At 66.5% G+C, this 21,387-nt stretch carries 22 protein-coding genes; 10 read left to right on the top strand and 12 right to left on the bottom strand.

Translation table 11 applies throughout. The features are described 5' to 3' along the window. The first annotated feature begins 47 nt into the window (after nt 1-47). The 5 genes from ABQF13_RS09900 to ABQF13_RS09880 are packed head-to-tail and all read left to right on the top strand — an operon-like array spanning nt 48 to nt 3,866. Nucleotides 48-1,100 carry a zinc-binding dehydrogenase gene (locus ABQF13_RS09900; RefSeq protein WP_448392539.1) on the top strand — a complete coding sequence of 351 codons (1,053 nt, stop codon included), beginning with the start codon at nt 48-50 and terminating at the stop codon, nt 1,098-1,100. Beyond that, nucleotides 1,097-1,498 (top strand): nuclear transport factor 2 family protein, encoded by a 402-nt coding sequence (locus ABQF13_RS09895; RefSeq protein ID WP_448392538.1) that lies wholly within the window; start codon nt 1,097-1,099, stop codon nt 1,496-1,498. Before ABQF13_RS09900 ends, ABQF13_RS09895 begins: the two co-directional genes overlap by 4 nt. Then, entirely contained in the window at nt 1,495-2,343 is an 849-nt protein-coding gene (locus tag ABQF13_RS09890; RefSeq protein WP_448392537.1) for an SDR family NAD(P)-dependent oxidoreductase, read from the top strand. The genes ABQF13_RS09895 and ABQF13_RS09890 overlap by 4 nt, the downstream gene beginning before the upstream one ends. Then, a complete protein-coding gene (locus tag ABQF13_RS09885; protein ID WP_448392536.1) occupies nt 2,343-3,299 on the top strand; it encodes an LLM class flavin-dependent oxidoreductase in 957 nt (318 codons plus the stop codon). The genes ABQF13_RS09890 and ABQF13_RS09885 overlap by 1 nt, the downstream gene beginning before the upstream one ends. Nucleotides 3,300-3,311: 12 nt before the next feature. Then, entirely contained in the window at nt 3,312-3,866 is a 555-nt protein-coding gene (locus tag ABQF13_RS09880) for a nuclear transport factor 2-like protein (protein ID WP_448392535.1), read from the top strand. Between the two features lie 53 nt (nt 3,867-3,919). Here the strand turns inward: ABQF13_RS09880 and ABQF13_RS09875 are convergent, their stop codons facing one another. From ABQF13_RS09875 to ABQF13_RS09835, 9 genes are all read right to left on the bottom strand, one after another. After that, nucleotides 3,920-5,098 (bottom strand): amidohydrolase family protein, encoded by a 1,179-nt coding sequence (locus ABQF13_RS09875; RefSeq protein WP_448392534.1) that lies wholly within the window; start codon nt 5,096-5,098, stop codon nt 3,920-3,922. 225 nt (nt 5,099-5,323) lie between these two features. After that, complete coding sequence (locus ABQF13_RS09870) at nt 5,324-6,082, bottom strand: SDR family NAD(P)-dependent oxidoreductase (protein WP_448392533.1); 759 nt, start codon at nt 6,080-6,082, stop codon at nt 5,324-5,326. Continuing rightward, nucleotides 6,079-6,672, bottom strand: a complete 594-nt coding sequence (locus ABQF13_RS09865) for an SDR family oxidoreductase (RefSeq protein WP_448392532.1) — start codon at nt 6,670-6,672, stop codon at nt 6,079-6,081. The genes ABQF13_RS09870 and ABQF13_RS09865 overlap by 4 nt, the downstream gene beginning before the upstream one ends. Before the next feature lie 227 nt (nt 6,673-6,899). Then, the gene (locus tag ABQF13_RS09860) at nt 6,900-8,351 is read right to left on the bottom strand and encodes a class I adenylate-forming enzyme family protein (RefSeq protein WP_448392531.1); all 1,452 of its coding nucleotides are present in this window, start codon (nt 8,349-8,351) and stop codon (nt 6,900-6,902) included. Further along, entirely contained in the window at nt 8,348-9,148 is an 801-nt protein-coding gene (locus ABQF13_RS09855) for an enoyl-CoA hydratase/isomerase family protein (protein WP_448392530.1), read from the bottom strand. Before ABQF13_RS09855 ends, ABQF13_RS09860 begins: the two co-directional genes overlap by 4 nt. After that, nucleotides 9,145-9,957 (bottom strand): enoyl-CoA hydratase/isomerase family protein, encoded by an 813-nt coding sequence (locus ABQF13_RS09850; RefSeq protein WP_448392529.1) that lies wholly within the window; start codon nt 9,955-9,957, stop codon nt 9,145-9,147. The genes ABQF13_RS09855 and ABQF13_RS09850 overlap by 4 nt, the downstream gene beginning before the upstream one ends. Continuing rightward, nucleotides 9,954-11,201, bottom strand: a complete 1,248-nt coding sequence (locus tag ABQF13_RS09845) for an acyl-CoA dehydrogenase family protein (RefSeq protein ID WP_448392691.1) — start codon at nt 11,199-11,201, stop codon at nt 9,954-9,956. The genes ABQF13_RS09850 and ABQF13_RS09845 overlap by 4 nt, the downstream gene beginning before the upstream one ends. Nucleotides 11,202-11,206: 5 nt before the next feature. Further along, nucleotides 11,207-12,013, bottom strand: coding sequence for an enoyl-CoA hydratase/isomerase family protein (locus ABQF13_RS09840; protein WP_448392528.1), 807 nt, complete (start codon nt 12,011-12,013; stop codon nt 11,207-11,209). An 8-nt stretch (nt 12,014-12,021) separates the two neighbouring features. Next, nucleotides 12,022-13,281, bottom strand: a complete 1,260-nt coding sequence (locus tag ABQF13_RS09835; protein WP_448392527.1) for a hypothetical protein — start codon at nt 13,279-13,281, stop codon at nt 12,022-12,024. Nucleotides 13,282-13,371: 90 nt separating this feature from the next. On the opposite strand from ABQF13_RS09835, the gene ABQF13_RS09830 reads away from it, so the two are divergent. Beyond that, nucleotides 13,372-14,190: an enoyl-CoA hydratase-related protein gene (locus tag ABQF13_RS09830; protein WP_448392526.1), complete on the top strand. Its 819-nt coding sequence runs from the start codon at nt 13,372-13,374 to the stop codon at nt 14,188-14,190. A gap of 2 nt (nt 14,191-14,192) precedes the next feature. On the opposite strand, the gene ABQF13_RS09825 is transcribed toward ABQF13_RS09830, so the two are convergent. After that, on the bottom strand, nt 14,193-15,050 hold the full coding sequence (locus ABQF13_RS09825; RefSeq protein WP_448392690.1) for an SDR family NAD(P)-dependent oxidoreductase: 858 nt from the start codon (nt 15,048-15,050) through the stop codon (nt 14,193-14,195). Between the two features lie 115 nt (nt 15,051-15,165). On the opposite strand from ABQF13_RS09825, the gene ABQF13_RS09820 reads away from it, so the two are divergent. Next, the gene (locus ABQF13_RS09820) at nt 15,166-16,674 is read left to right on the top strand and encodes a class I adenylate-forming enzyme family protein (protein ID WP_448392689.1); all 1,509 of its coding nucleotides are present in this window, start codon (nt 15,166-15,168) and stop codon (nt 16,672-16,674) included. Nucleotides 16,675-16,753: 79 nt separating this feature from the next. On the opposite strand, the gene ABQF13_RS09815 is transcribed toward ABQF13_RS09820, so the two are convergent. Then, on the bottom strand, nt 16,754-17,155 hold the full coding sequence (locus ABQF13_RS09815) for a Zn-ribbon domain-containing OB-fold protein (RefSeq protein WP_448392525.1): 402 nt from the start codon (nt 17,153-17,155) through the stop codon (nt 16,754-16,756). Continuing rightward, nucleotides 17,155-18,300, bottom strand: a complete 1,146-nt coding sequence (locus tag ABQF13_RS09810; protein WP_448392524.1) for an acetyl-CoA acetyltransferase — start codon at nt 18,298-18,300, stop codon at nt 17,155-17,157. The genes ABQF13_RS09815 and ABQF13_RS09810 overlap by 1 nt, the downstream gene beginning before the upstream one ends. Before the next feature lie 38 nt (nt 18,301-18,338). Here ABQF13_RS09810 and ABQF13_RS09805 point away from each other — a divergent pair, with 38 nt between their 5' ends. Genes ABQF13_RS09805 through ABQF13_RS09795 form a run of 3 tightly spaced genes read left to right on the top strand, consistent with a single transcriptional unit; the run spans nt 18,339 to nt 21,387 of the window. After that, on the top strand, nt 18,339-19,169 hold the full coding sequence (locus ABQF13_RS09805) for an HpcH/HpaI aldolase family protein (RefSeq protein WP_448392523.1): 831 nt from the start codon (nt 18,339-18,341) through the stop codon (nt 19,167-19,169). Between the two features lie 32 nt (nt 19,170-19,201). Next, nucleotides 19,202-20,317, top strand: a complete 1,116-nt coding sequence (locus tag ABQF13_RS09800; RefSeq protein WP_448392522.1) for a TauD/TfdA family dioxygenase — start codon at nt 19,202-19,204, stop codon at nt 20,315-20,317. After that, the gene (locus tag ABQF13_RS09795; RefSeq protein WP_448392521.1) at nt 20,314-21,387 is read left to right on the top strand and encodes an NAD(P)-dependent oxidoreductase; all 1,074 of its coding nucleotides are present in this window, start codon (nt 20,314-20,316) and stop codon (nt 21,385-21,387) included. The genes ABQF13_RS09800 and ABQF13_RS09795 overlap by 4 nt, the downstream gene beginning before the upstream one ends.

The following is a 21,387-nucleotide window of genomic DNA, read 5'->3' as shown; positions in this document are numbered from 1 at the left end:
AATAATCTCGAATATTCGAGATTATCAGCTGGCGAAGGTTGCGTCCATTGCGTGCAGTCGTATTGCGTGCCGGCGAATTGACCGTCCGTGAGACGGCCGACCCGGTCCCGGGTCCGAACGACCTGCTGTTGAAGACGCTGAGCACCGCGATCTGCGCGTCCGATGTCCATTTCATCGACCATCCAGAACTCGCGATCGACGATCCGACGGGTCGATCGCTCTACGACGCCGACCGCGACATCGTCATGGGCCACGAGTTCGTCGGCGAGGTCGTCGGGCACGGTCCCGGCTGTGGTGACGCGTTTCCGATCGGATCCCGGGTGACCTCCATGCCTATCCGGTTGGTGGACGGCGGAACCGGTGGTCTGCGCATCATCGGCCAGCATCCCGAGGCACAGGGCAGCTTCGGTGAACTTCTCGTCGTGTCGGAGGCGACCGCGAGAGTCGTCGACGGGTCCGTATCCAGTGACGCAATCGCCCTCGTCGACGCCTTCGCTGTCGGCGAGTACTACGTCCGTGTCGCCGACGTTCAACCCGGGGAGATCCCGATCGTGGTCGGCGCTGGCGCCATCGGCCTGTCGGCCGTCGCGGCGCTGTCTGCTCGTGGCATCGAGCCGATCATCGTCTCCGACTACAACGCGGACCGCCGCGAACTGGCGCGCTCCGGATTCGGCGCGCACGTGCTGCACGATCCTGCCGAACGGCCTGTGTTCGACGTCTTCCGCGACGTGCGCCTGCAACACCACATGTCCGGAACAGCGGTGGTGTTCGAATGCGTCGGAGCCCCAGGCCTCATCAACTCACTCGTTACAGAGGCGGAGTTCTACACCCGCATCTATTGCGCAGGCGGTTGGTATACGGGGGACACACTGGACATCACCGAAGCAACCCGCCAAGGATTGACGCTGCGTTTCGGCGGTGGGCCGATGCCGGAGGACTGGTACGGCGTACTCGATGCGGTTGTCGATGGACGCCTCGACCCGATGCCCAGCGTCGGCAGAATCATCGGCCTTGATGACGTGCCCAGCGCACTCGACGAGGCGCGCAGATCAGACGGGCCGCCGCGGATCATCGTGCACCCGAACGGGGACAGCATATGAGTGATCGAGACGAGCTCGTCGAGCTGACGATTCGCTACGCCACCGCCATCGACAGCCGGCGATACTCATTGCTCACAGAGGTTTTCACCGAAGACGCCCACGTGGACTACGGCGATATCGGTCAGTGGACGGGAGGTGGAGAGGTCGCCGAGTTCATGGCGGCGGCGCACGTCATGGCCGCTCATACCATGCATCGGATCACGAATCAGGCCGTCGACATCAATGGTGACACTGCGACATTGCGCACGTATGTCGACGCCCTGATCCTGCTCGAAGACGGGGCGGGCGCGAACCCAGTCGGATACTACGACGATCACGCTGTACGGACCGCGGACGGCTGGCGCATCGCCCGTCGTGCGTATACCTCGGTTCGACTGGCTGCGGTGCCGGCGCCGTGACCGAAGACTTCGCAGCCAAGTACGGGGCGTGGGCGATCGTGGTGGGCGCGTCCGACGGCGTTGGCGCATTGTTTGCCGAGCGGCTCGCGGACGAGGGTGTGAACGTCGTGCTCGTCGCTCGTCGGCAACACCTACTCGACGAAGTGGCCCGACGCATTCACGAGCGCACCGACGCCGAGACCCGGACACTCGCGGTCGACCTCACCGACCCCGACGCGTCGGTAGCCATCACCGATGCCACCGCCGACATCGAGGTCGGCATGTTGGTCTACTGCGCCGGCGGCGATCCGAATTACAAGAGGTTCCTCACGACGCAGATCTCCGAAGCTGAAGCGCTACTGCAGCGCAACTGCTTGGTGATGATGCGGCTGTGTCACCACTACGCACCACCGATGGTGGAGCGCGGCCGTGGTGGAATCGTCATCTTCACATCGGGGGCGGCGCTGGCCGGCGGTCGCAACATGGTCGTCTACGGCGGGACCAAGGCCTTCGACATGGTGTTCGCCGAAGGCTTGTGGGCTGAGTTGCGCGGCACCGGTGTCGATGTGGTCGGCCTCGTTCTCGGTAAGACGGATACGCCGGCGCTGCGCCGGATCGAGCACAGCCGAGGGCAGATCGCCTCGTTGGACGACGCGCCACCTGGCGCCACCCCCGCGGCGGATGTCGTGCGGGATGCCTTTGACAATCTCGGCAACGGCCCTACCTATCTGGCTACGGACGACGTTCGCATGGCTGGTTCGCTGTTCGGGACGATGACGAGAAACGATGTGGTGAAACTGATCATGGAAGCCACTGTCGCCGTGATGGGCCCCGATCAGTCCGCAGAGGCAGACACTCCGACATGATGTTCACTCTTCGCTTCGACATGCGCGCGCCGTCGATCGGAGCCCCGCCGACGGAGTTGTACGCCGCAGCCTGCGACATGGCGGAATGGGCGGAAACCCGAGGGTGCGTCGCGGCGGTGTTGTGCGAACATCACTGTGCCGACGACGGCTATCTACCGTCACCCTTGCTGCTGGGCTCGGCCATCGCCGCCCGGACCAAGCAGCTCATGCTGAACTTGGTGATTCTCCTCCCCTTCTATGACGTGGCACGTCTGGCCGAGGATATGGCGGTACTGGACCACATCAGCGGCGGTCGGGCCACCTATGTGTTCGGAATCGGTTACCGCGCACAGGAGTACGACCACTTCGGCCTGTCGTTGTCCGAGCGCGGACGGATCGCGGACCAGAAGCTCGGCATGTTGCGCCGTTTGTTGGCCGGTGAGGAAGTCGAGTATGACGGTCGCCGGATGAAGACGACACCACGACCTCGCACACCGGATGGGCCCATGATGAGCTGGGGTGGGGCCAGCCTCGCTGCCGCTCGGCGCGCCGGGCGGAACGGCCTCGGGCTCCTTGCCAACGGCGGGGTGCCCGGTATGCAGGAGGCTTATGAGAAGGCCTGCCGCGACAACGGGTTTGAGCCCGGCTTCAGGTTGATCCCCGACCGCGACGCCGCCACCAACTGTTTCGTCGCCGACGATGTCGACGCCGCCTGGGACGAGATCGGCAAGTACCTTCTCCATGATGCGATGGCGTACGCGGATTGGAACCCTGACAACACCGTGTCGGCCAACATCACCACCGCTAAGACCGTCGACGAGCTTCGCCAGACGTCGTCGCATGTGATCCTGTCGGTCGATGAAGCGAAGGCTCGACTTGCCGCAGGTGAAGTGTTCAACATCAATCCGCTTTGTGGTGGCATACCACCCGACATTGCGTGGCGGTACTTCAAGAGATTCGTCGAACTGAGCCAGTGAATGGGAACAGACATGACCGAGGATCGGGTGGCCCTGCACGAGAAAATCGCCTTCGCCAAGTGGGAGGGATATGCGAAAGCCGTTGAGCGGGATCGTCACGTCACGTTCGGTGAAGAGTTCATCTGGGCCCCGAACTACACGATGATGAGCCCGCTGTTCAACGACGGCGTCCCTCAATCGGTTACCGACATCCTGTCGGACGAGGTGGTGGCGGCCATGGCCGAGCATGCGCCCGACGGCGACATTCTCACCCCCGAGTGGCGAATGTGGTGGAAGCACATGCCGGACTACCGCCTCGTCAGCCCGTTCGAATGTGTCGCTGGAGACTGGGGCTTCTCGTCCTGCGACACCTATGCGGGGACGCTCGCCGGCGGGACGAGGCTGCAATTGCGAGAGTGGGACTACATCTGGACCGACGCGGACGGGCGCATCGCTCGTTGGGACTGGTTCGTCGACACCGCCGATTGGAACCCGTTCCTCGAGCTCATCGGGCTCGGTCCCGAAGGGGTGACCTACCAGAACTACACGGTCAACTTCTTGCGTGAGGGCGGCGCGGGCGCGCGATGAACGATCACTCCGGCAGCGCCCGGAGTTTCGTCACCCCACGCCATCGAATTCGGTTAGAGCCCGATCAGCTCTTTGAGGTTGCGACCCATCACGCGGGCCGTGGTCTCGGCCGGCAGATCTTCGAGTTCATTGACGAAGTCCGCGGGCTCCGCGAGGCCTTCGGGATGGGGGTAATCGGAGCCGAACATCACGCGATCGGCACCGAGAAGCTCGACGAGCTGCGACATGTCCTCCTCGTGAAACGGGTTGATCCAGACGTGCCTGCGAAAGACGTCAGCCGGATGCTCGTCGAAGTCTTTGGGCCTCTTGCGGTACACCCGGTCAAAGACGTCCAGCAGGCGGTACGCCCAGGAGCCGCCGTTCTCGACCACGCCGATGCGCACGCCGGGAAAGCGCTCGAACACCCCGTGCGCGATGAATGCCGCGAGGGTGTCGAAGATGTTCCTGCTCTCCTCGTAGATGAACCCGCGCAACTTGCTCAACGCGAACCCGTTGAACTCCGCGGCGTCCTCCCAATCGTCGACGTAGCGCTCGTATCCGGAGTCCGAATTGTGCATCTGCACCGAGACTCCCGACGACTCCACCAAGCGCCAGAAGTCGTCGAACTCCGGCAGCGCTGGTGAGCGTGACGTGCCGTCCTCACGAGGCACGGCGGCCGGCCGGATCAGCACTGTCCGGGCACCGTTTTCCAGGCACCACTCAAGCTCTTGGACGCCGAGCGCGGGATCGTTGAGCGAGATCGCCGGGACGGGGAAGATTCGGTTCTTGTAGTTGAACGTCCAGTCCTCGAGCAGCCAGCGGTTGAAGGCATGCGTCACCGCGTGGGTCAGTTCGGTATCCGACTTCGTGCGTTCCTCGAGCATCCCCGCCGTGGTCGGGAACATCACCGCGCCGTCGACGCCCTGGCGGTCCATCAGTGCAAGCCGCAGGTCCGGCCGGCGGAACTCGTCGGGGCACCTGATCGGGTTGGCAAGCTCACGCAGTGACTTGCCGTCCGGGTTGATGCCTCGAAAGTAGTCGGACCAGGCACCCGGCGTCGGGATCACCTCATAGGTCGGATTCGGGATGCACTCGGTGACGGTGCCGAGGATCTGAAGCTTCTTGCGGCCGTTGATGTCGACGAACTTCAACGCCTCCGAGTACTTCTCCGGCAGATAGCGCGTGTAGGCGTCGATGGTCTCGTACATGTGGTTGTCGGCGTCCCACACCTCGAACGCCTTGGCCTCGGTCATCGTCGGTTCCTCTCAGTCGCTGTCTCCGGCACAGATGTGTCCGGCAACGGACGCGCCACGACGAACGGTAGCGTCGTTATCCTAAAATGAGAGGATACATTCTCGGTCGGTATCGAGCGCACCCGGATCGAGTGCTTGCTTCACTGGCCGGCAACCGCGCGACGTGCGGGGATGCCGAGGGTCCTGTGTATGGCAGGGCAAGGCCCGTCTCCATGGCACTGCCTCCTACGGATTCATGTAATGGCCGCCGTCGATGCCGAGGGTCTGTCCGGTGACGTAGCGGGCCTGAGGGCCGACCAGGAAGGCGACAGCGGCGCCGATGTCGTGTTCCGGGTCCCCGATGCGGCCCAGCGGGATCCGGCGGGCGAGGCGCTCTTCCATGGCGGGTTCCGCCTTTATCGCGGCAGTCATGGCGGGTGAATACCCCAGGGGCGACACGATGTTGACCGTGATGGCGTGGGGCGCCCACTCCCGCGCCAGGCTCTTGGCGAAGCCACGCAGCGCCCCCTTCATCGTGGCGTAGAGCGGCAGTGTCGCACTGCCTTCGATACCCGCAGGCGAGGTCATCACGATGAAGGTGCCGCCGCGTTCTTTTAGTGCGTCAAAGGCCGCGGCGGCGCAGTGGTGGGCTCCGCTCAGCGACACCGAGAAGTGGTCGGTCCACAGCGCGCGATCGACGTCGGCGAGTTGGTGCGGTTGGCTGGACAGATTGCTCGTCGCGTTGTGCACGACGGCGTCGAGTCGCCCAGTGGTGGTCACGGCGAGGTCGACCGCCCCGGCCACCGCTTCGGGGTCGGTCACGTCGCAACGTGCCCAGGTGGCACGATGACCGCGTGCGCCGATCTCGTCTGCCACGTCCCGCCCGTTGTCGGATCTGGTGGCGACGACGACGTGGGCACCCTCGGCGGCGAGAGCCAGCGCGATGCCGCGTCCCACCCCGGCGCCGGCACCGGTGACCAGCGCCGTCAACCCCTCCAGGCTCACGGCAGCATCACCGAACCTCCATCGGCGACGATGGTCTCGCCGACGAGGTGGTCGAGGCCCGGCCGCAGCAGGAACTTCACCGACTCGGCGACCGTGCGCATCAAGGTCGAATCGTCGGTGACGGCTGCGACGGTGAGATGACCGGCGGCGGTCCCGTCGCCGAACAGTGACAGCGGCGTGGCCACGAGATTGACCGCAACTCCTGAGGAAGACCATTGCCGGGCAGCCGATTTCGCCATCGCGCGTATCCCCTCGATCGCGGCGGTGTACGCGACGAGCCCGGCGGCACCGGCCATTCCGATGGTCGGGACCACGACGACGATGCGGCCGCCGCCGGTGGCCAGGGCCGACCGCACGTGTTGCAGCGCGGTGAGCATGCGCCACATCGAGTCGTCGACGTGGCGACGCCACTCATCGCCGTCCACCATGACCGCATCGATCGGCCGCGGGCAAGGGTGGGCGACGATGACCGCGCCCGTGATCCCGGGCGGCAGCTCGCCCTCGGGGGCGATGTTGACCGCGTCGAGCTCGCTCGCCAGCGTGCCGGACAGCCCGTCGTCCGGGCCCAGGACCACCGTCGATGGGGCCATGTCACCCACCCGGCTGCTGTGCCTGCGGGTCTTCGCGGATGGTGATCAGCTCCCGGGACCCGACGCTCTCGTACCTCGGCTTCGGCTGATGCCACATCGTGCGCCCTCTGCCCGGCGAAAACCCTGGATTCCGACGAGAATAACAAGCATTTTCACAGAACCATCCGCGCGAGCAGACGCGAAAACCCCCAAAACGGGCCAAAAAAGGGGGTGTACGCGTCTGCTCGTCAGGCGTCGGCGAGCGCGGCGAGCTCGCGCTTGACGACCTTGCCGACGTCGTTGCGCGGCAGTCGATCGACGAAGACCACACGCACCGGAACGCGATACGGCGTCAGGCGCTCACGGCACCAGGTGATCAGCTCGTCCTCGCCGAGCGAGTCGTCGGCGCGCACGACGAAGGCCCACGGCACTTCGCCGAGCCGCTCGTCGGGCACACCCACCACCGCGGCCTCCCGCACACCGTCGGCGCCCAGCAGCACATCCTCGACGGCGCCGGGGAACACCTTGAGCCCGCCGCGGTTGATCATGTCCGACACGCGCCCGTCGAGCCAGAGAAAGCCGTCCTCGTCGAACCAGCCCAGATCGCCGGTGTGGAACCAACCGTCGTCGGTGAGCCTGTCGAGAAACGCGGGGTCGATTCTGCGGGCCGCCGTCGTCGGTGTGCGGACCATGACCTCGTCGTCGACGATCTTCACGTCGATGCCGGGCAGCGGGCGGCCGACCGAACCGAGCTTCGTCTCGCCCCACTCGCGGGCGTCGGCGGCCGACCATCCGACGACCTCTCCGCCGAGCTCGGTCTGTCCGTAGGAATTCAGCACGATCACGCCGAACTTGTCGCGGAACCGGGCGGCTTGCACGGGAGACAGCGGAGCGGTGATGGAGCGGACGATCCGCAGGGGCGACAGGTCCGTGACCGCTTCGTCGTGCAGGACCATGGTCAACGCCGCGGGAGGAAGAACTGTGGAGCGCAGCTGGTGGCGCTTGACCAGCTCCGCGAACTCCGGGGCCGAGAACCGGTCCATCAGCACGACGCCGGAGCCCGCCCGAAAAGCGAACAAAACCTGGTAGATGCCAGCCCAGAGGGACAACGACAGCGGCACCAGATTCGGCATCGGCGCCCGATTGTCCTTGCGACTCGAACCTTTTGCTCCGCGCAGCTTGGTCAGCAACCGGTCGATCAGGTCGAGCACGGTGCTGTGGCGCAGCGGCACCGGCTTCGGCGGCCCCGTGGTCCCGGAGGTGAACTGCAGCAGGGCTACGTCGGCGTCGTACCGCCGTGTGTCTGCGGGCGGTTGGCAGGACGACGTCAGAGTCCACGCCAGGTTCGATCCGGTGATGACGGGCACCGAGAACGCCGTGAACCTCGCGGCCAGTTCGGGCGTCGTGATCACCGCGACCGGCGTGAGGGTCTCGAGCTGGGTGGCCAGCTCCGCATCGGCGGCCCTCGGGTTGAGCGGTGTGTACACGGCACCGGCACGCCAGGCGCCGAACAGCGCCGCGACCGTCGTGGCCTCGTTGGGGAGCATCGCCGCGACCACCTGGCCGGTGCTCAGGCCGGCGTCGGTGAGCATGACGCCCAGCCGGTCGGCGCTCGCGGTCAGCTCGGCGCGTGACACGTCGACCGCCAACGTGTGCACCGCGGTGTCGGGAAGATCGGCCAGCAGGTCGGCGAGGCTCACGAATCCGCCTCCAGTGGCCGCCAATTGGGAGTCCGTTTGTCGGCGAACGCCTGCGGGCCCTCGTCCTGGTCGGGATGACCCCACATCGACGTGAGGTGTTTGGCGCCCTCGCGGCATGCGTCGGTCAGGCCGTGCTCGAGCGCGCCCCACAGTGCGCGTTTGGTGGCCCGCATCGCGGCGGGCGAGTTCCTGGCGATCTTCTCGGCCAGCTCCTGCGCGACGTCGCGCAACTTGTCGGGCGGATCGACGATCTGGCTGATCATGCCGAGTTGGTATGCGCGTTGAGCGCTCAGGCGTTCGTGGCTGCCGACCAGCGCCATCCGTAACACCGCCTCGGCCGGCATCTTTCGCATCAACGCGATCGTCTCCAGGGCGCTGACCTGGCCGATGGAGACGTGCGGGTCGACGAAGGTGGCGTCCGAGGCGGCGATGACGACGTCGGCATCGGCGACCCAGTGCAGTCCACCGCCCGCGCACACCCCGTTGACCGCGGTGATGACCGGCTTGCCCACATTGCAGTGCCAGCCCGTCAACTTGAGGTCGAGGGTTTCCATGACCTCCCGATACTGCTGCACGCCTTCGCCGTCGAGGTCGTCGACGTCGGCGCCCACCTGAAAGGCCCTGCCGTTGCCGGTGTGGACGATGACCCGCACCTCGGGGTCGGCGTCCAGTTCCGCCCACGCCTTGGGGAACTCCTCGCGCATCCGCGCGTCGTACGCGTTGAGCCGGTCGGGCCGGTTGTTGATGATCCAGCCGACCGGCCCGCGGCGCTCGACGATCAACCTCTGGTAGGTCACGAAACCTCCACCGGGTCAAGTGGGTGCCAGTGCGCCGGCCGCTTCTCTCGCCACGCCCGTGCGCCCTCGGCGTGGTCGGGGTGGTCGCGCAGACGCCGGATGGTCTCGGCCGCGGCATTTCTCGCTTCCGACAGCCCGACTTCCAGGGAGTGCCAGAGCGCCTTCTTGGTGGCGCGCATTGCGGTGGGTGAATTGGTCGCGACGGCAGCGGCCAGCCGGCCGGCCTCCGCGCGGAGCTGATCGGCAGGAACGACCTGTGAGACGATGCCCAACTCGTAGGCACGGTGCGCGGAGATCCGTTCACCCTTGCCGCTGAGCGTCATTCGGGTGATCGCCTCCATCGGCGACTTGCGCAGCAAGGTGATGGCCTCATACGCCACCGCCTGCCCTACCGACACGTGCGGGTCGACGAACGACGCGTTTCCGGCGGCGATGACGATGTCGGCGTCGGCGACCAGGTGCAAGCCCCCGCCGGCGCACACCCCGTTCACCGCCGCGATCACGGGCTTCCACACGTCGCAGTGCCACGACGAGATCTTCAGCTCGGCATCCCGGGTGCGGCGCGAGTGTTTGCGCATGGCCTGCTTGTCCCTGGCGACCTGCACCACGTCCATCCCGGTGCAGAACGCCTTGCCGTTGGCGGTGTTGACGATGACGCGCACGTCCGGATCGGTGTCCAGCTGGGCCCAGGCGGCCTCGAGCTCGTCGAGCATCAGCGCGTCGAACGCGTTGCCGGCATCGGGACGGTCCAGGATCAGCCATCCGACACCGTCGGACTTGTCGACGACCAACCGCTCGTAGCCCCTCATGAGCGCGGAATCTCTTTCCAGGGCTCGCCCTTCCACGGGTCCGGCTCCTTCGGCAGGCCGAGTACGCGTTCACCGAGTATGTTCTTGTTGATGTCGGTGGTGCCGCCCTCGGTGCTGTTGGCGAGGCTGCGCATCATGCCCTGTACCTCGCGAGGCAACTCGTCCGGATCGTCGGATGCCGGCCAGGCCACCGCGGCGGTGCCCAACAGGTCCACCATGAGATCCTGGATCTGCTGGTTGAGCGTGGCCTGGTGGACCTTGCCGATGGAGGACGCCGCACCGGATGATTGACCGGCCGAAAGCGCCGCGCGCACACGTGCGTTGGTCCAGCCGCGGATCTGCTCCTGGGCCCACAGGCGCATGATCTTGCCTCGTATCACGGGGTCGTCCCAGCGCCCGGTTTCGCGGGCGAGCGAGATCAGTCGTTCCGCGCTGGAGCCGCCGAGGCGGCCCATGCCACCGGATCCTGAACCCGACACCATTTGGCGTTCACTGGACAGGGTCGAGGCGCTGACCCGCCAACCGTCGTTGACGTCTCCGACCCGATGGGCGTCGGGGACACGCGCACCGTCGAGGAAGACCTCGTTGAACTCGGCCTCACCGGTGATCTGCCGCAGCGGCCGCACTGAAACGCCGGGTTGGTGCATGTCGAGCAGGAAGTAGGTGATGCCCCGGTGTTTGGGCTGATCGGGGTCGGTACGGGCGAGCAGGATCGCGAAGTCCGCCGCGTCGGCCCAGGTGGTCCACACCTTCTGTCCGGAGATCACCCAATCGTCGCCGTCGCGCACCGCGCGGGTGGCCAGCGAGGCGAGGTCGGATCCTGCGCCGGGCTCGCTGAACAGCTGACACCATTTCTCCTCGTTGCGCACGATGGGCGGCAGGAAGCGCCGCCGCTGCTCCTCGGTGCCGTGGCTGAACAGCGCCGCGGCGGTGTTGTTGAGCCCCAACGGGTTCAGCCGGGTCAGTCGCAGTGGCGCGAGCACGTTCTCGATTGCGCGTGCGACGTCGTTGCCGGCGCCGAGGCCGCCGTGTTCGGGCAGCCAGGTCGGCGCCACCAGGCCGGAGCCAGCGAAAACCGGATACCAGTCGCGGTAATCCTGTGGAGTGCGCACGGACCGCAGCGCGGCGGGGCCCTCGGCTGCGGCTGTGCGCCAGCCGGCGGGCACTTCGGCCTCGACCCACTTCTGTACGATGCTGACAGCCTCGGCAGCGGTGGTCTCTGAGGTGATCGGCAGCGGGCTCACTGTCTTCAACGGCCTTTGAACTGTGCGTCGCGTTTATCCCGGAAGGCGGCCAGGCCTTCCTTGAAATCCTCACTGCGGCTGGACAGTTCGAGCGCCATCGCTTCGTTGTGTAGATGACGGTCGAGATCGAGTCCGTTGCCGCTCTGCAGTAGCCACTTGGTGAGGCCCAGCGCCACCGTGGGTGCCCCTGCGAGTCGGTCGACGAGTTCGGCTGCGGCGGAGTCGAGTTCAGCGTCGGGATGAGCGCCGTGGATGATCCCCCACTCGGCGGCGGTGGTCCCCGACAGCTCCTCACCGAGCATCAGCAAGCGGCGGGCGTGCACCAGCCCGACGAGCCGGGGCAGCAGCCAGGCCGCGCCGCTGTCGGGGGTGAAGCCGCGCGCCATGAACGGTTCCCAGAACCGGGCATCCTCGGCGGCGACACAGAAGTCCGATGCCAGTGCGATGTGGAAACCCAGGCCGGCCGCCCAGCCGCGGACCACGGCGACGATCGGGACCTGAGTTTCCAGTAGCAACGGGATCAGCCGGTGGGCCTTGTTGGGCAGCCGGCGCTGGGTGCTGCCAACCCGGGGCTTGCGCTCGGACTTCGCGTTGTTGGCGACCAGGTCGGAACCCGCGCAGAAATCCGGTCCTGCGGCGTCGATGCGGATGACGCGCACCGCTTCGTCGGTTCCGGCCGCGGCGAGGTGGCCGACCATCGCGTCGAGCATGGTGTCGTTGACGGCGTTGCGTCTTTCGGTCCGGTCCAACGTCAGGCGCAGGACGGGGCCGTCCAATTCGGCTTGGAGCCCTGGCACGCTCGAGTAGCTCACGGCGGAACTCACTGCCCGGCGAATCGGGCCGAGACGGCCGACAACAGTTCGGAGAGGTTCGTGGCCCCGCCCGGCGGATCGGGCAGCCGGACAGGACCGCGTTCCCTGCTCGGCAGCAGGATCGTGGCGTGACCCGGCGCGGTGACCTCGCCGCGGTGATTGGTCGCCGCGAGGTCCACGTCGACCGCCGGTCGGTCGCCCTCGGCGAGGTGCTTGCGCGTCACGACGCCGGTGATGGTGTGCAGGTCGCCGACGTAGTTGAACAGCCGGAATTCGCAGTCCAGCTTCCACAGCCAGGCGTCATCGCCCATCCAGTCGGTGCACAGATGAGTCAGCCAGGTCTCGCGCATCCGCCCGTAGTCGAACGTCGTTGGGTTGCCGGCGTTTTGGGCGGCGTTGGGCTCCCAGTGCACGCGCTGCTGAACGTCGGGGACACCCTGCTCGTTGGGCGTGTAGAACCGGGGAATGCGTTGCCGGTTGCGCCAGGCCAGCCTCAGCGGCCGCACGCCATAGATGCCGGTGCCCATCCCGATGTGCCAGCACACCATGTCGGTGACGGTGAGCGGCCCCTTGGTGAGCGGACCCATCTCGTCGCCCTCGGTCACGTCCTCCCACCAGCGCGGCTCCGCGCCCCTGGGCGCCTCGCGGGCGTACCACTCGTCGATCTCGGCGATCTCCTCGGCGGTCCACGTCTTGATGGCCACCGACTCGTACTTCTTGCGGCCCCTGGCCTTGCTGCGCTCGGTGCGGATCATGTTCCGGTACTGACCGCCGAGAAGGACGCCTTCGTCGTCGCGGAACACCTGCGCCGACCATTCGTGCACTGCGCGCGCGGCGAACTCGCTGCTCTTGTCGAGTGCGGCGACGAGGGCGTTGCGCCGGAAGATCCGACGGTTCGCACGCAGCGGCGCCCACCACTCTCGCGCTGACCCGCCGTAGAAGGCGTGCACGCCGCGCAGCGGATCACCCTTGGTGGCCGCGCGGTCCTCCGCGGACAGTTCGGTGATCTCGTCTTCACCGATGAGGGTGTCGCCGCCGATCAGCGGTGGCGGTGCGATCGGCTCACCCCACACCGATTTGGTCGCGTACTCCGGATCCGACCACAGCGGGTTGGCATCGCCGTAGCTTTCCGCGACGATCCGGAACGTGTCCTCGTTGGGGCGGCGGTAGTGCGGCGGTTGGGGATGGGGCACGGCGATGCCGATGGTGGCGCGCAACCTGGCCAGACCCTCATCGGTGATCTGGCCCGCTGTAGAGGGCTCGGTCACGCATGGCCTCCTCAGTTCGGCCGGAATGGTCGGTCGGGACGTCGGCGGAAATTAAGATACCCGAAAAACGGAAACGTCGTTAACGCAGGGGTGAGCCGGTTGACAGCAGAACAGACAGGGATCCAGGTCGCCGTTGGGACAGATGGCGTGTGCCGGATCATGATCGACCGGCCGGATGTCGGAAACTCGTTGTCTCCGTTGGATCGTGATGCGATGACGGACGCGTTTGTCAGCGCCGCCGAAGACTCGTCGGTGCGGGCGGTGTTGTTGCGCGCGACCGGGGATCGGCACTTCTGCTCGGGTGCGGGATTGGGGCCGCATGCGAATCAGCCCGCGTCGGACAAGACGCCCGGCGACATCGCCCGGATGCTGCAGAAGGGTTACCAACGACTGATCGCCGCGGTGCTCGATTGCGACAAGCCGGTCGTGGCGGCGGTCAAGGGCGCGGCGGCTGGTGCGGGTTTCAGCCTGGTGCTGGCCTGCGATCTGGTGGTGATGTCCACGGATGCGAAGCTGGTTCCGGCGTTCGTGCAGCGCGGCATACTGCCCGACTCGGGGGCGATATACCTGCTGACCAGGATCGTGGGGCTGCGTAAGGCCACCGAACTGCTCATGCTCGGCGATCCCGTCGACGCCCGGACATGTGAGCGGCTCAGCCTGGTCAACCGCGTGGTCGCACCGGGCGAGGCCGACGCGGTCGCCGAGGAGCTGGTGGGACGGCTGGCCGCGGGTCCCACGGTGACGCTGGGGCTGACCAAACGCCTGTTGTCGGTGTCGTCGGAGTCCGGCCGCGACCGCGCCTTCGAGCAGGAGGCCTGGGCGCAGGAGGTGGTCTCACGCACCGCCGACCTGCAGGAGGGCTTGAGGTCCTTTGCCGAGCGTCGGCGTCCGAACTTTCAGGGCCGCTGACGTCAGCCTTTCGCGGGTCCGCCGCGGATCGTGAAGGTCGTGGCGTCGTCGACCTCGTCGATCGCTTCGGCGACGAATTCCGGTGTGAGTTCGCGATTCTCGATACCCTTGGTGACACCGATGAACACCCGCGACACCTTGCCCGCACCCACGGAGTAGATGTGGGCGGTACGGTCGCAATCGGGGTGCGACAGGTAGAGGACAACGGGGGTGACCAGTTTCGGGTCCATCGCCTTGCCGGCTTCGCCCATGATGTCCTCGGTCATCCGGGTGCGTGCGATCGGTGCGACGGCGTTGATGGCGATGCCGTTGCGGGCGCCTTCGATCGCAAGGACGTGCATCATCCCGACCAGACCCATCTTCGCGGCGCCGTAGTTCGCCTGCCCGAAGTTACCGAACAGCCCCGTGCCAGAGGTCGTTTGGACTATTCGCCCGTAGTTCTGCTCACGCATGATCGGCCACGCGGCCCTGGTCACGTTGAAGGCGCCGGTCAGGTGGACGGTGAGCACCGCGTCGACCTGTTCGGCGGTCATGTTCTTGAACGCCGCGTCGCGCAGAATGCCCGCGTTGTTGATCAGGATGTCGAGCCGACCGAAGGCGTCCATCGCCGCGGAGACGATCGCCGCGCCACCGTCCTCGGTCGCGACGGAGTCGCCGCTGGCGATCGCCGTGCCACCGGCGGCGGTGATCTCGTCGACCACCGCTTGGGCGGCCGAGATCGAAGCACCGCTTCCGTCGACCGCGCTGCCGAGATCGTTGACCACAACACGGGCGCCCCGACGAGCGAGTTCGAGTGCGTGACACCGTCCTAGCCCTCCGCCCGCACCGGTGACGACGGCTACCTGGTCTTCGAAACTCATCTGCGACATGCGTGAGAGGTTACATTTACGTAGACGAGAATCTGCATTCGCATCGGAGGACACCATGAGTGGGGCCAGCGCGCTGCTGCACCATGCACAGCAGCGAGCGGACGGTCTGCGGTATCGGTATCGGGCCGCGGGTTTCTGGTCGGAGCGGCCGCTCGACGTCGTACGTTTCACCGCCGAGCGGCATCCGGCGCGACCGGCCCTCGTCGCCCGCGGGGCCGAGCTGGCGTACGCAGACCTCGACGCGCGGGTCGATCGCGCGTCGCAGGCGATGCGGGAAGCCGGCGTCGGCGCAGGGATGCCGGTGACGGTCGTGGCGGGCAACGACGTCGGATCGGTCGTCGCGGTGCACGCCGCCATCCGGGTCGATGCGGTGGTGCTGCTGGTGCCGCGCAGCGCCGGCCCTAGGCAGGTGACCGACATCGTGGCACGCACCGGTGCGCGATACGCGGTGGCTCCCGACTGGGCACCGGCGGGTGAACCCGCGTTGCGTGACGCCTGTCGTTGGATCGACATCGCGGGCGCGTCGGACACGCCGGTGCCCTGTCGGCCGATGCGACCCGCCGACGAGGCGTCCTTCGTCCTCTACACATCCGGTACGACCTCCCGGCCCAAGGGGGTCATACATTCGTTGAGCACGCTGACCAAGGCGTCGGCGAACTACATCGCCGCGGCCGAACTCGGTGCGGACGACCGCATCTTCCTCATCAGCCCGCTCGCCTCGGTCACCGGTGTGCTGCAGGCGTTGTTCATCGGGCCGATGCTCGCCGCGCCGGTGGTGCTCGAGGACCACTGGGACCCCGCCGCGACGTGTGACCTTCTGCTGTCGTCGGGAGCGACGTGGTACGGCGGGCCGGACCGGCTTCTCGACCGGCTGCTCGACGAGGCGGTCGCCCGCGGGAAGGGCGTGCCGCTGCGCGCGGTGTATCTCGGCGGCACGATGCTCGACCGGCGCATCGTCGAACGGGTGGAAGACGACTTCGGCATCGTCGTGATGCGAGCATACGGATCCTCAGAGGTGCCCGTCAGCACGTCGGGATTACGAACCGAGTCCAGGGCGGTGCGTCACGCGGATGACGGTGTGGCACTGCAGGATGTCGACGTCCGCGTGGGGTCGGTGGGCGACCCGGCCGAGTGCTGCATCAAGGGCCCGCACACCTTCCTCGGCTACACGGACAGCGAGGACGACGCCGACGCGTTCGACGGCGACTGGTTCCGAACCGGCGACGTGGCCGAGATGACCGGGTATCGGGTGCGCATCATCGGACGGATCAAGGACATCGTCATCCGCAACGGCATGAAGATTCCGGCGGCGGAGGTCGAGGAGGCGGTGGCCGGCATCTCCGGTGTGCGGGACTGCGCGGCGTATTCCGTACCTGACGCAACGACCGGGGAGCGGCTCGCGGTTGCCATGGTGCTCGACGACGGCGTTCAGTTGGCGCTCGCCGATGTCACCGAGGCGCTGATGGCGGGGGGTCTGCCGAAGTACAAGCTGCCCGAGGAACTGGTGTTCTGGGACGAGCCGCTACCGCTCAACGCCAACGGCAAGGTGCAACGCAACACGCTCGAGGCGCAGTCGGAGGGACGGCCGCGGGTGCTTGCCGACCGCCTTCGGTGATCACCCCTGCCGCGAAACTGTATTCCAGCAGGCGCCCCCCACTCGAACTTTCACTGCCGGAAAACAGTTTCGCGGAAGATTACGGTCGGAAGACCGGCACGAGGACGCCGTCGTCATCCTGACGGAAGTCGAGTTCGAGATGCAGTCCCGCTCGGAGTTGTTCGGGTGGGCAGTCGAGCACAGTCATCAGCCGCGGGCCCTCCTCGAGGTCGACCATCGCGAGGACGTAGGGAGTCCGTGCATCGAAAGGTGCGACGTTCTGGTGAATCACGCTCCACGTGTAGAGGCGGGACCGCCCGCACGCGGGTTCCAGGCGCACGTCCTCGCTCCAGCAATACGGGCAGAACGGGCGGACATAGAAGGAGTCCCGGCCGCATGCGTCGCACCTGTTGAGCATCAGTGTGCGATCGGCCACCGCCGCCCACCACGACTCGCTGTCGGTGTCGATGGTCGGTCGGTCCGGTTCGCTGGGCGCTGCCATCACTGCCTCCCCAGGATCATCGTCGCACTGTGGGTGAAGAAGCCGCCCATCGCGTGGACACAGGCCAGTTGGGCACCGTCGACCTGCCTCTCACCACATTCGTCGCGCAGTTGCCGAACCGCCTCGACCATCAGGAACATTCCGCGCATGCCGGGATGACACGAGGCCAACCCGCCGCCGTCAGTGTTGGTGGGCAGCACGCCCCCCGGACGCAGTGCACCGGAACCGATGAACGGACCGCCCTCACCCTTGGCGCAGAACCCGAGATCCTCCACGGTGAGCAGCACGGTGGAGGTGAACGAATCGTAGAGCTGACACACATCGACGTCGGCAGGAGTCACCCCGGCCTGCGCAAACGCGCGCGGACCCGTCTGTGCCGCCGCCGATGTCGTGAAGTCGGCCCACTCGCTCATGCTCACGTGCGATGCCGCGTCGGCGGCGCCGAGGATCCATACCGGCTCTTTGGCGCAATCCTTCGCAACCCGCTCGCTGGCAAGGACGACCGCGCCGCCGCCGTCGGTGCGTAGACACACATGCTTGGAGGTGAACGGGTCGGCGAGCATCGGTGCCGCCGCGACGTCGGCAGCCGTAATACGGTCGCGCTCAAAAGCGTTCTCGTTCATGGCCGCCCACTCGTGCGCGGCGACAGCGACTTCGGCGAGTTGCTCTTCGGTCGTCCCGTACTCGATCATGTGCCGCCTGGCCGCCATGGCGTACTTGGCGATCAGGGTGGCGCCGTAAGGTGCTTCGAACTGCATGGCGCCTCCGGTGCTCAGCGCCGCTGACGAGGCCCGCACCCGGCGCTTGACGTCGGAGCGCGCGGTCGACCCGTAGGTGAGGAGGGCGACGTCGATCTCGCCCGCGGCGATCGCGGCTGCGGCGTGGCGCGCCATGACCTCCCACGACGATCCGCCGACGTTGGTCGAGTCGACCCACCTCGGTCGCAGGCCCAGGTATTCGCTCACCTCGATGGGGGGCAACAACGTCCCATGGCCGCCGAAGCCGTCGATATCGTCCTTTGTCAAGCCCGCGTCTTCGACGGCACGGCGTGCGGCCTGAGCCATCAGTGCCATTGCCGTCTTGTCGGGCACTCGCCCGCAATCGGACAGTGCGGCACCAACGACGGCGACCCGGTTCTGGGACATAGGTAATGGGTACCACAGGTGATAATGGCATTAACGACATGGTGGAATCCCCGTTCTCGGTCGGTTACCGTGAGTTGGTGCCGGGACTACTGCGAGACGCTCTGCGTGGTGATCGTCTGGTGTTGTGTCTGGCGTTGCTGAACGCCCGTACGCCCGACGTTCCGGCGGTCGCGGCGGCCTGTGGATACGACGCCGTATATGTCGACCTGGAACACACCTCGTGCTCGCTGGAAACGGCCGGAATGCTCTGCGTCGCCGCCGTCGGCGCAGGCATCTCCGGCCTGGTGCGGGTGCCATCGCACGACCCGAGCGTCATCGCCCGTGTGCTCGACGGCGGCGCGGTGGGAGTAATTGTGCCGCACGTGAACTCGGCGCGAGAAGCCCAAGCGATCGTCGACGCCGCCCGGTTCCCGCCCCTCGGTCACCGATCCATCTCGGGGCCCACCGCGGTGAGCGGTTACGCACCCCGCCCAGCCGCCGAACTCACCGCTGAACTCGAGCGCCATACGGTGGTGGCGGTGATGGTCGAAACTCCCGAAGCGGTCGCGGCAAGCGACCAGATCGCGGCGGTGGACGGCGTGGACGTCATCCTGCTGGGCCCCAGTGATCTGACGGCGGAGATGGGCATCCACGGGCAATATGAGAATGAGCATTTCCACCGTGCAGTAGACTCGGTCGCGGCGGCGTGTCGTGCACACGGTGTGGCGCTGGGAGTGGCTGGAATCAAGCCCCTTGACCTGCTGGAACGCCTTGCAGGGCTGGGATTGCGATTCATCTCGGCGGGAACCGACGTCGGGATGATGACCGAGGCCGCCACTGCCCGCGCACATGCTCTGCGTGAGCTCGAGAGTCGCACGGCGAGCCGATAACCGACACCCTCGTCACGACAACAGGAGGACGGATGCCCACCGTGATCTACACCGAACAAGTCACCGACCCGATGGCATGGACCGGCGCCGACTTCAGGAGCAAGGAGGACTTCGCGTTCGATCTGTCGTCACGCAACGTGGCTGCGCTGGAATCCATCCTGGCCAAGACCGCGCACCAGGATCGCGATGACATCACGCCCGAGGACGCCCGGCATCCCGATCTGGACGACGACCTCGCCCGGCTGTATCAGGACTTGATGTTCGGTAAAGGTCTGGCCTGCGTGCGCGGATTCCCGGTCGACGAGCATTCGGTCGAGGATCTCGAGCGCATCTACTGGGCGTTCTGCACGCATCTCGGCTACCTGGTGTCCAACAACTCCTTCGGCCACCGCATGGTGCGAGTGCAGGAGGAGGTACTGCCCAACGGCGTACAACCCGCCCGCGGGACGAAGTCGAGTGCTGAGCTCGCGATGCACAACGATGCGGCAGACATCCTGTCGCTGCTCTGCGTCTACCCGGCCGCGCAGGGTGGCGAAAGCCAGTTCGCGAGTGGGCCTGCTGCGCACAACCGGATCCTCAACGAGCGACCTGACCTTCTCCCCGTTCTCTACCAGGGTTTCCCGCATCACCGGCGCAGCGAGCAACCCGACGACCAGCCGGACGTGACGCCGTACGACGTGCCGGTGTTCTCTCAGATCGACGGTCGGATCTGCGTCAACTTCACCTACAGCAGCATCCTGCCCGCGATGCACACCCTCGGCCGGGAATTCACCCCGGAACAGAACGAAGCCATCGAGTTGTTGCGGACGATCCTCGTCGAGCAACAGGTCGAGTTTCGCCTCGAGTCCGGCGAAGCCGCGGTCGCGAACAACTTCGCGATGTGCCACTCACGGTCCGACTTCGTCAGCAGCAACGATCCGAAGAAGGCGCGCTGCTTCCTGCGGGCATGGATGGAGGTGCCGCGCGAGGACCGCCGCCTGCCCGTCGGGCGGGAGTACTTCCACATGGAGAACAAGGACCTGCGGCTGGGTTATGACCCCGTCCCGGGGCGTGACGGCGCCATCGCGCTCAACGATTACAAGAATGTGAACACCGAACTGGCCGACATGTTCAAGGCAGCTCAAGCGAAACCCAAAATCACACGATGAGGATCCGACCGCGGCTGGTCTACGAGCGGTGGACCGACCCGGTGGCCGGAACTATCCTGGCGGACAGTGACATCGAGGTCGTCAAACTCGATCTCGACGCAACCGCCGAACAAGGATGGGCGGCACTGGAATCCGCACATGGATATCAAGTGGCGACCCGAACCGACGTCGCCTCCGCCACCGGAGGCGCGCAGTGGCTGGCCGGGCGGGCGCTGGTCGACCGTTGTCATCAGCTACTTGCCGTGTGCTCGGCGGGCGCCGGCTATGACGTGATCGACGTCGAGGCGTGTACGCGGGCGGGAATCGCGGTGTGCAACAACTCCGGTCCCGGCGCCGAGGCGGTGGCTGAACACGCACTGGGTCTGATGCTCGACCTGGCCAAGAAGATCACCGCGGCCGACCGGGCGTTGCGCAGCGGACAACTCGATGATCGCTTGGCGCTGCGGGGCAGTCAGCTGCTCGGGAAGACGCTCGGTGTCGTAGGCCTCGGAGCCGTCGGCGGACGGCTGGTGCAGTTGTGCGCCCCGTTCGGGATGGAGGTCCTGGCCTTCGATCCCTATGTCGACGAAGTGACGGCGCGTGCCCACGGGGTGAACCTGGTCGGGCTGGGCGAACTGATTGAACGGTCGGACTTCGTTCAGGTCACGTGTCCGTTGACCGCCGAGACACGAGGGCTGTTCGGCGGCAAGGAGTTCGCCGCCATGAAGCCGTCCGCGTACTTCATCACCACCGCGCGTGGGCCGGTACACGATGAAGCGGCCCTCTACGACGCGTTGGCCAGCGGAGTGATCGCCGGAGCGGGTCTGGACGTGTTCCACGAGGAGCCGCCGTCGCGGAACAACCCGCTGCTGCATTTCGACAACGTCGTCGCCACGCCACACGTCGCGGGCATCACCGTCGAGGCGGCTCGCGATATCGCGGTCGCTACCGCAACGCAGTGGCAGGACATCTTCACCGGGCACAGGCCACCCCGGCTGCTCAATCCCGAGGTGTGGCCGCGCTACTGCGACCGCTTCCATGAGATTCTGGGCATCCGCCCGACCGACCGCGACATTGCCGCTGTGGAGTGA

This window comes from Mycolicibacterium sp. XJ879, from assembly GCF_053483935.1.
This window is presented reverse-complemented; position numbering and strand designations above follow the sequence as displayed.

Coding starts and splice junctions, on each gene's coding strand:
- ABQF13_RS09805 (WP_448392523.1), top strand. CDS start 18,339: ATGGTGGAATCCCCGTTCTCGGTCGGTTACCGTGAGTTGGTGCCGGGA.
- ABQF13_RS09800 (WP_448392522.1), top strand. CDS start 19,202: ATGCCCACCGTGATCTACACCGAACAAGTCACCGACCCGATGGCATGG.
- ABQF13_RS09850 (WP_448392529.1), bottom strand. CDS start 9,957: ATGAGGGGCTACGAGCGGTTGGTCGTCGACAAGTCCGACGGTGTCGGA.
- ABQF13_RS09895 (WP_448392538.1), top strand. CDS start 1,097: ATGAGTGATCGAGACGAGCTCGTCGAGCTGACGATTCGCTACGCCACC.
- ABQF13_RS09825 (WP_448392690.1), bottom strand. CDS start 15,050: ATGAGTTTCGAAGACCAGGTAGCCGTCGTCACCGGTGCGGGCGGAGGG.
- ABQF13_RS09885 (WP_448392536.1), top strand. CDS start 2,343: ATGTTCACTCTTCGCTTCGACATGCGCGCGCCGTCGATCGGAGCCCCG.
- ABQF13_RS09815 (WP_448392525.1), bottom strand. CDS start 17,155: ATGGCAGCGCCCAGCGAACCGGACCGACCGACCATCGACACCGACAGC.
- ABQF13_RS09810 (WP_448392524.1), bottom strand. CDS start 18,300: ATGTCCCAGAACCGGGTCGCCGTCGTTGGTGCCGCACTGTCCGATTGC.
- ABQF13_RS09875 (WP_448392534.1), bottom strand. CDS start 5,098: ATGACCGAGGCCAAGGCGTTCGAGGTGTGGGACGCCGACAACCACATG.
- ABQF13_RS09795 (WP_448392521.1), top strand. CDS start 20,314: ATGAGGATCCGACCGCGGCTGGTCTACGAGCGGTGGACCGACCCGGTG.
- ABQF13_RS09865 (WP_448392532.1), bottom strand. CDS start 6,672: ATGGCCCCATCGACGGTGGTCCTGGGCCCGGACGACGGGCTGTCCGGC.
- ABQF13_RS09880 (WP_448392535.1), top strand. CDS start 3,312: ATGACCGAGGATCGGGTGGCCCTGCACGAGAAAATCGCCTTCGCCAAG.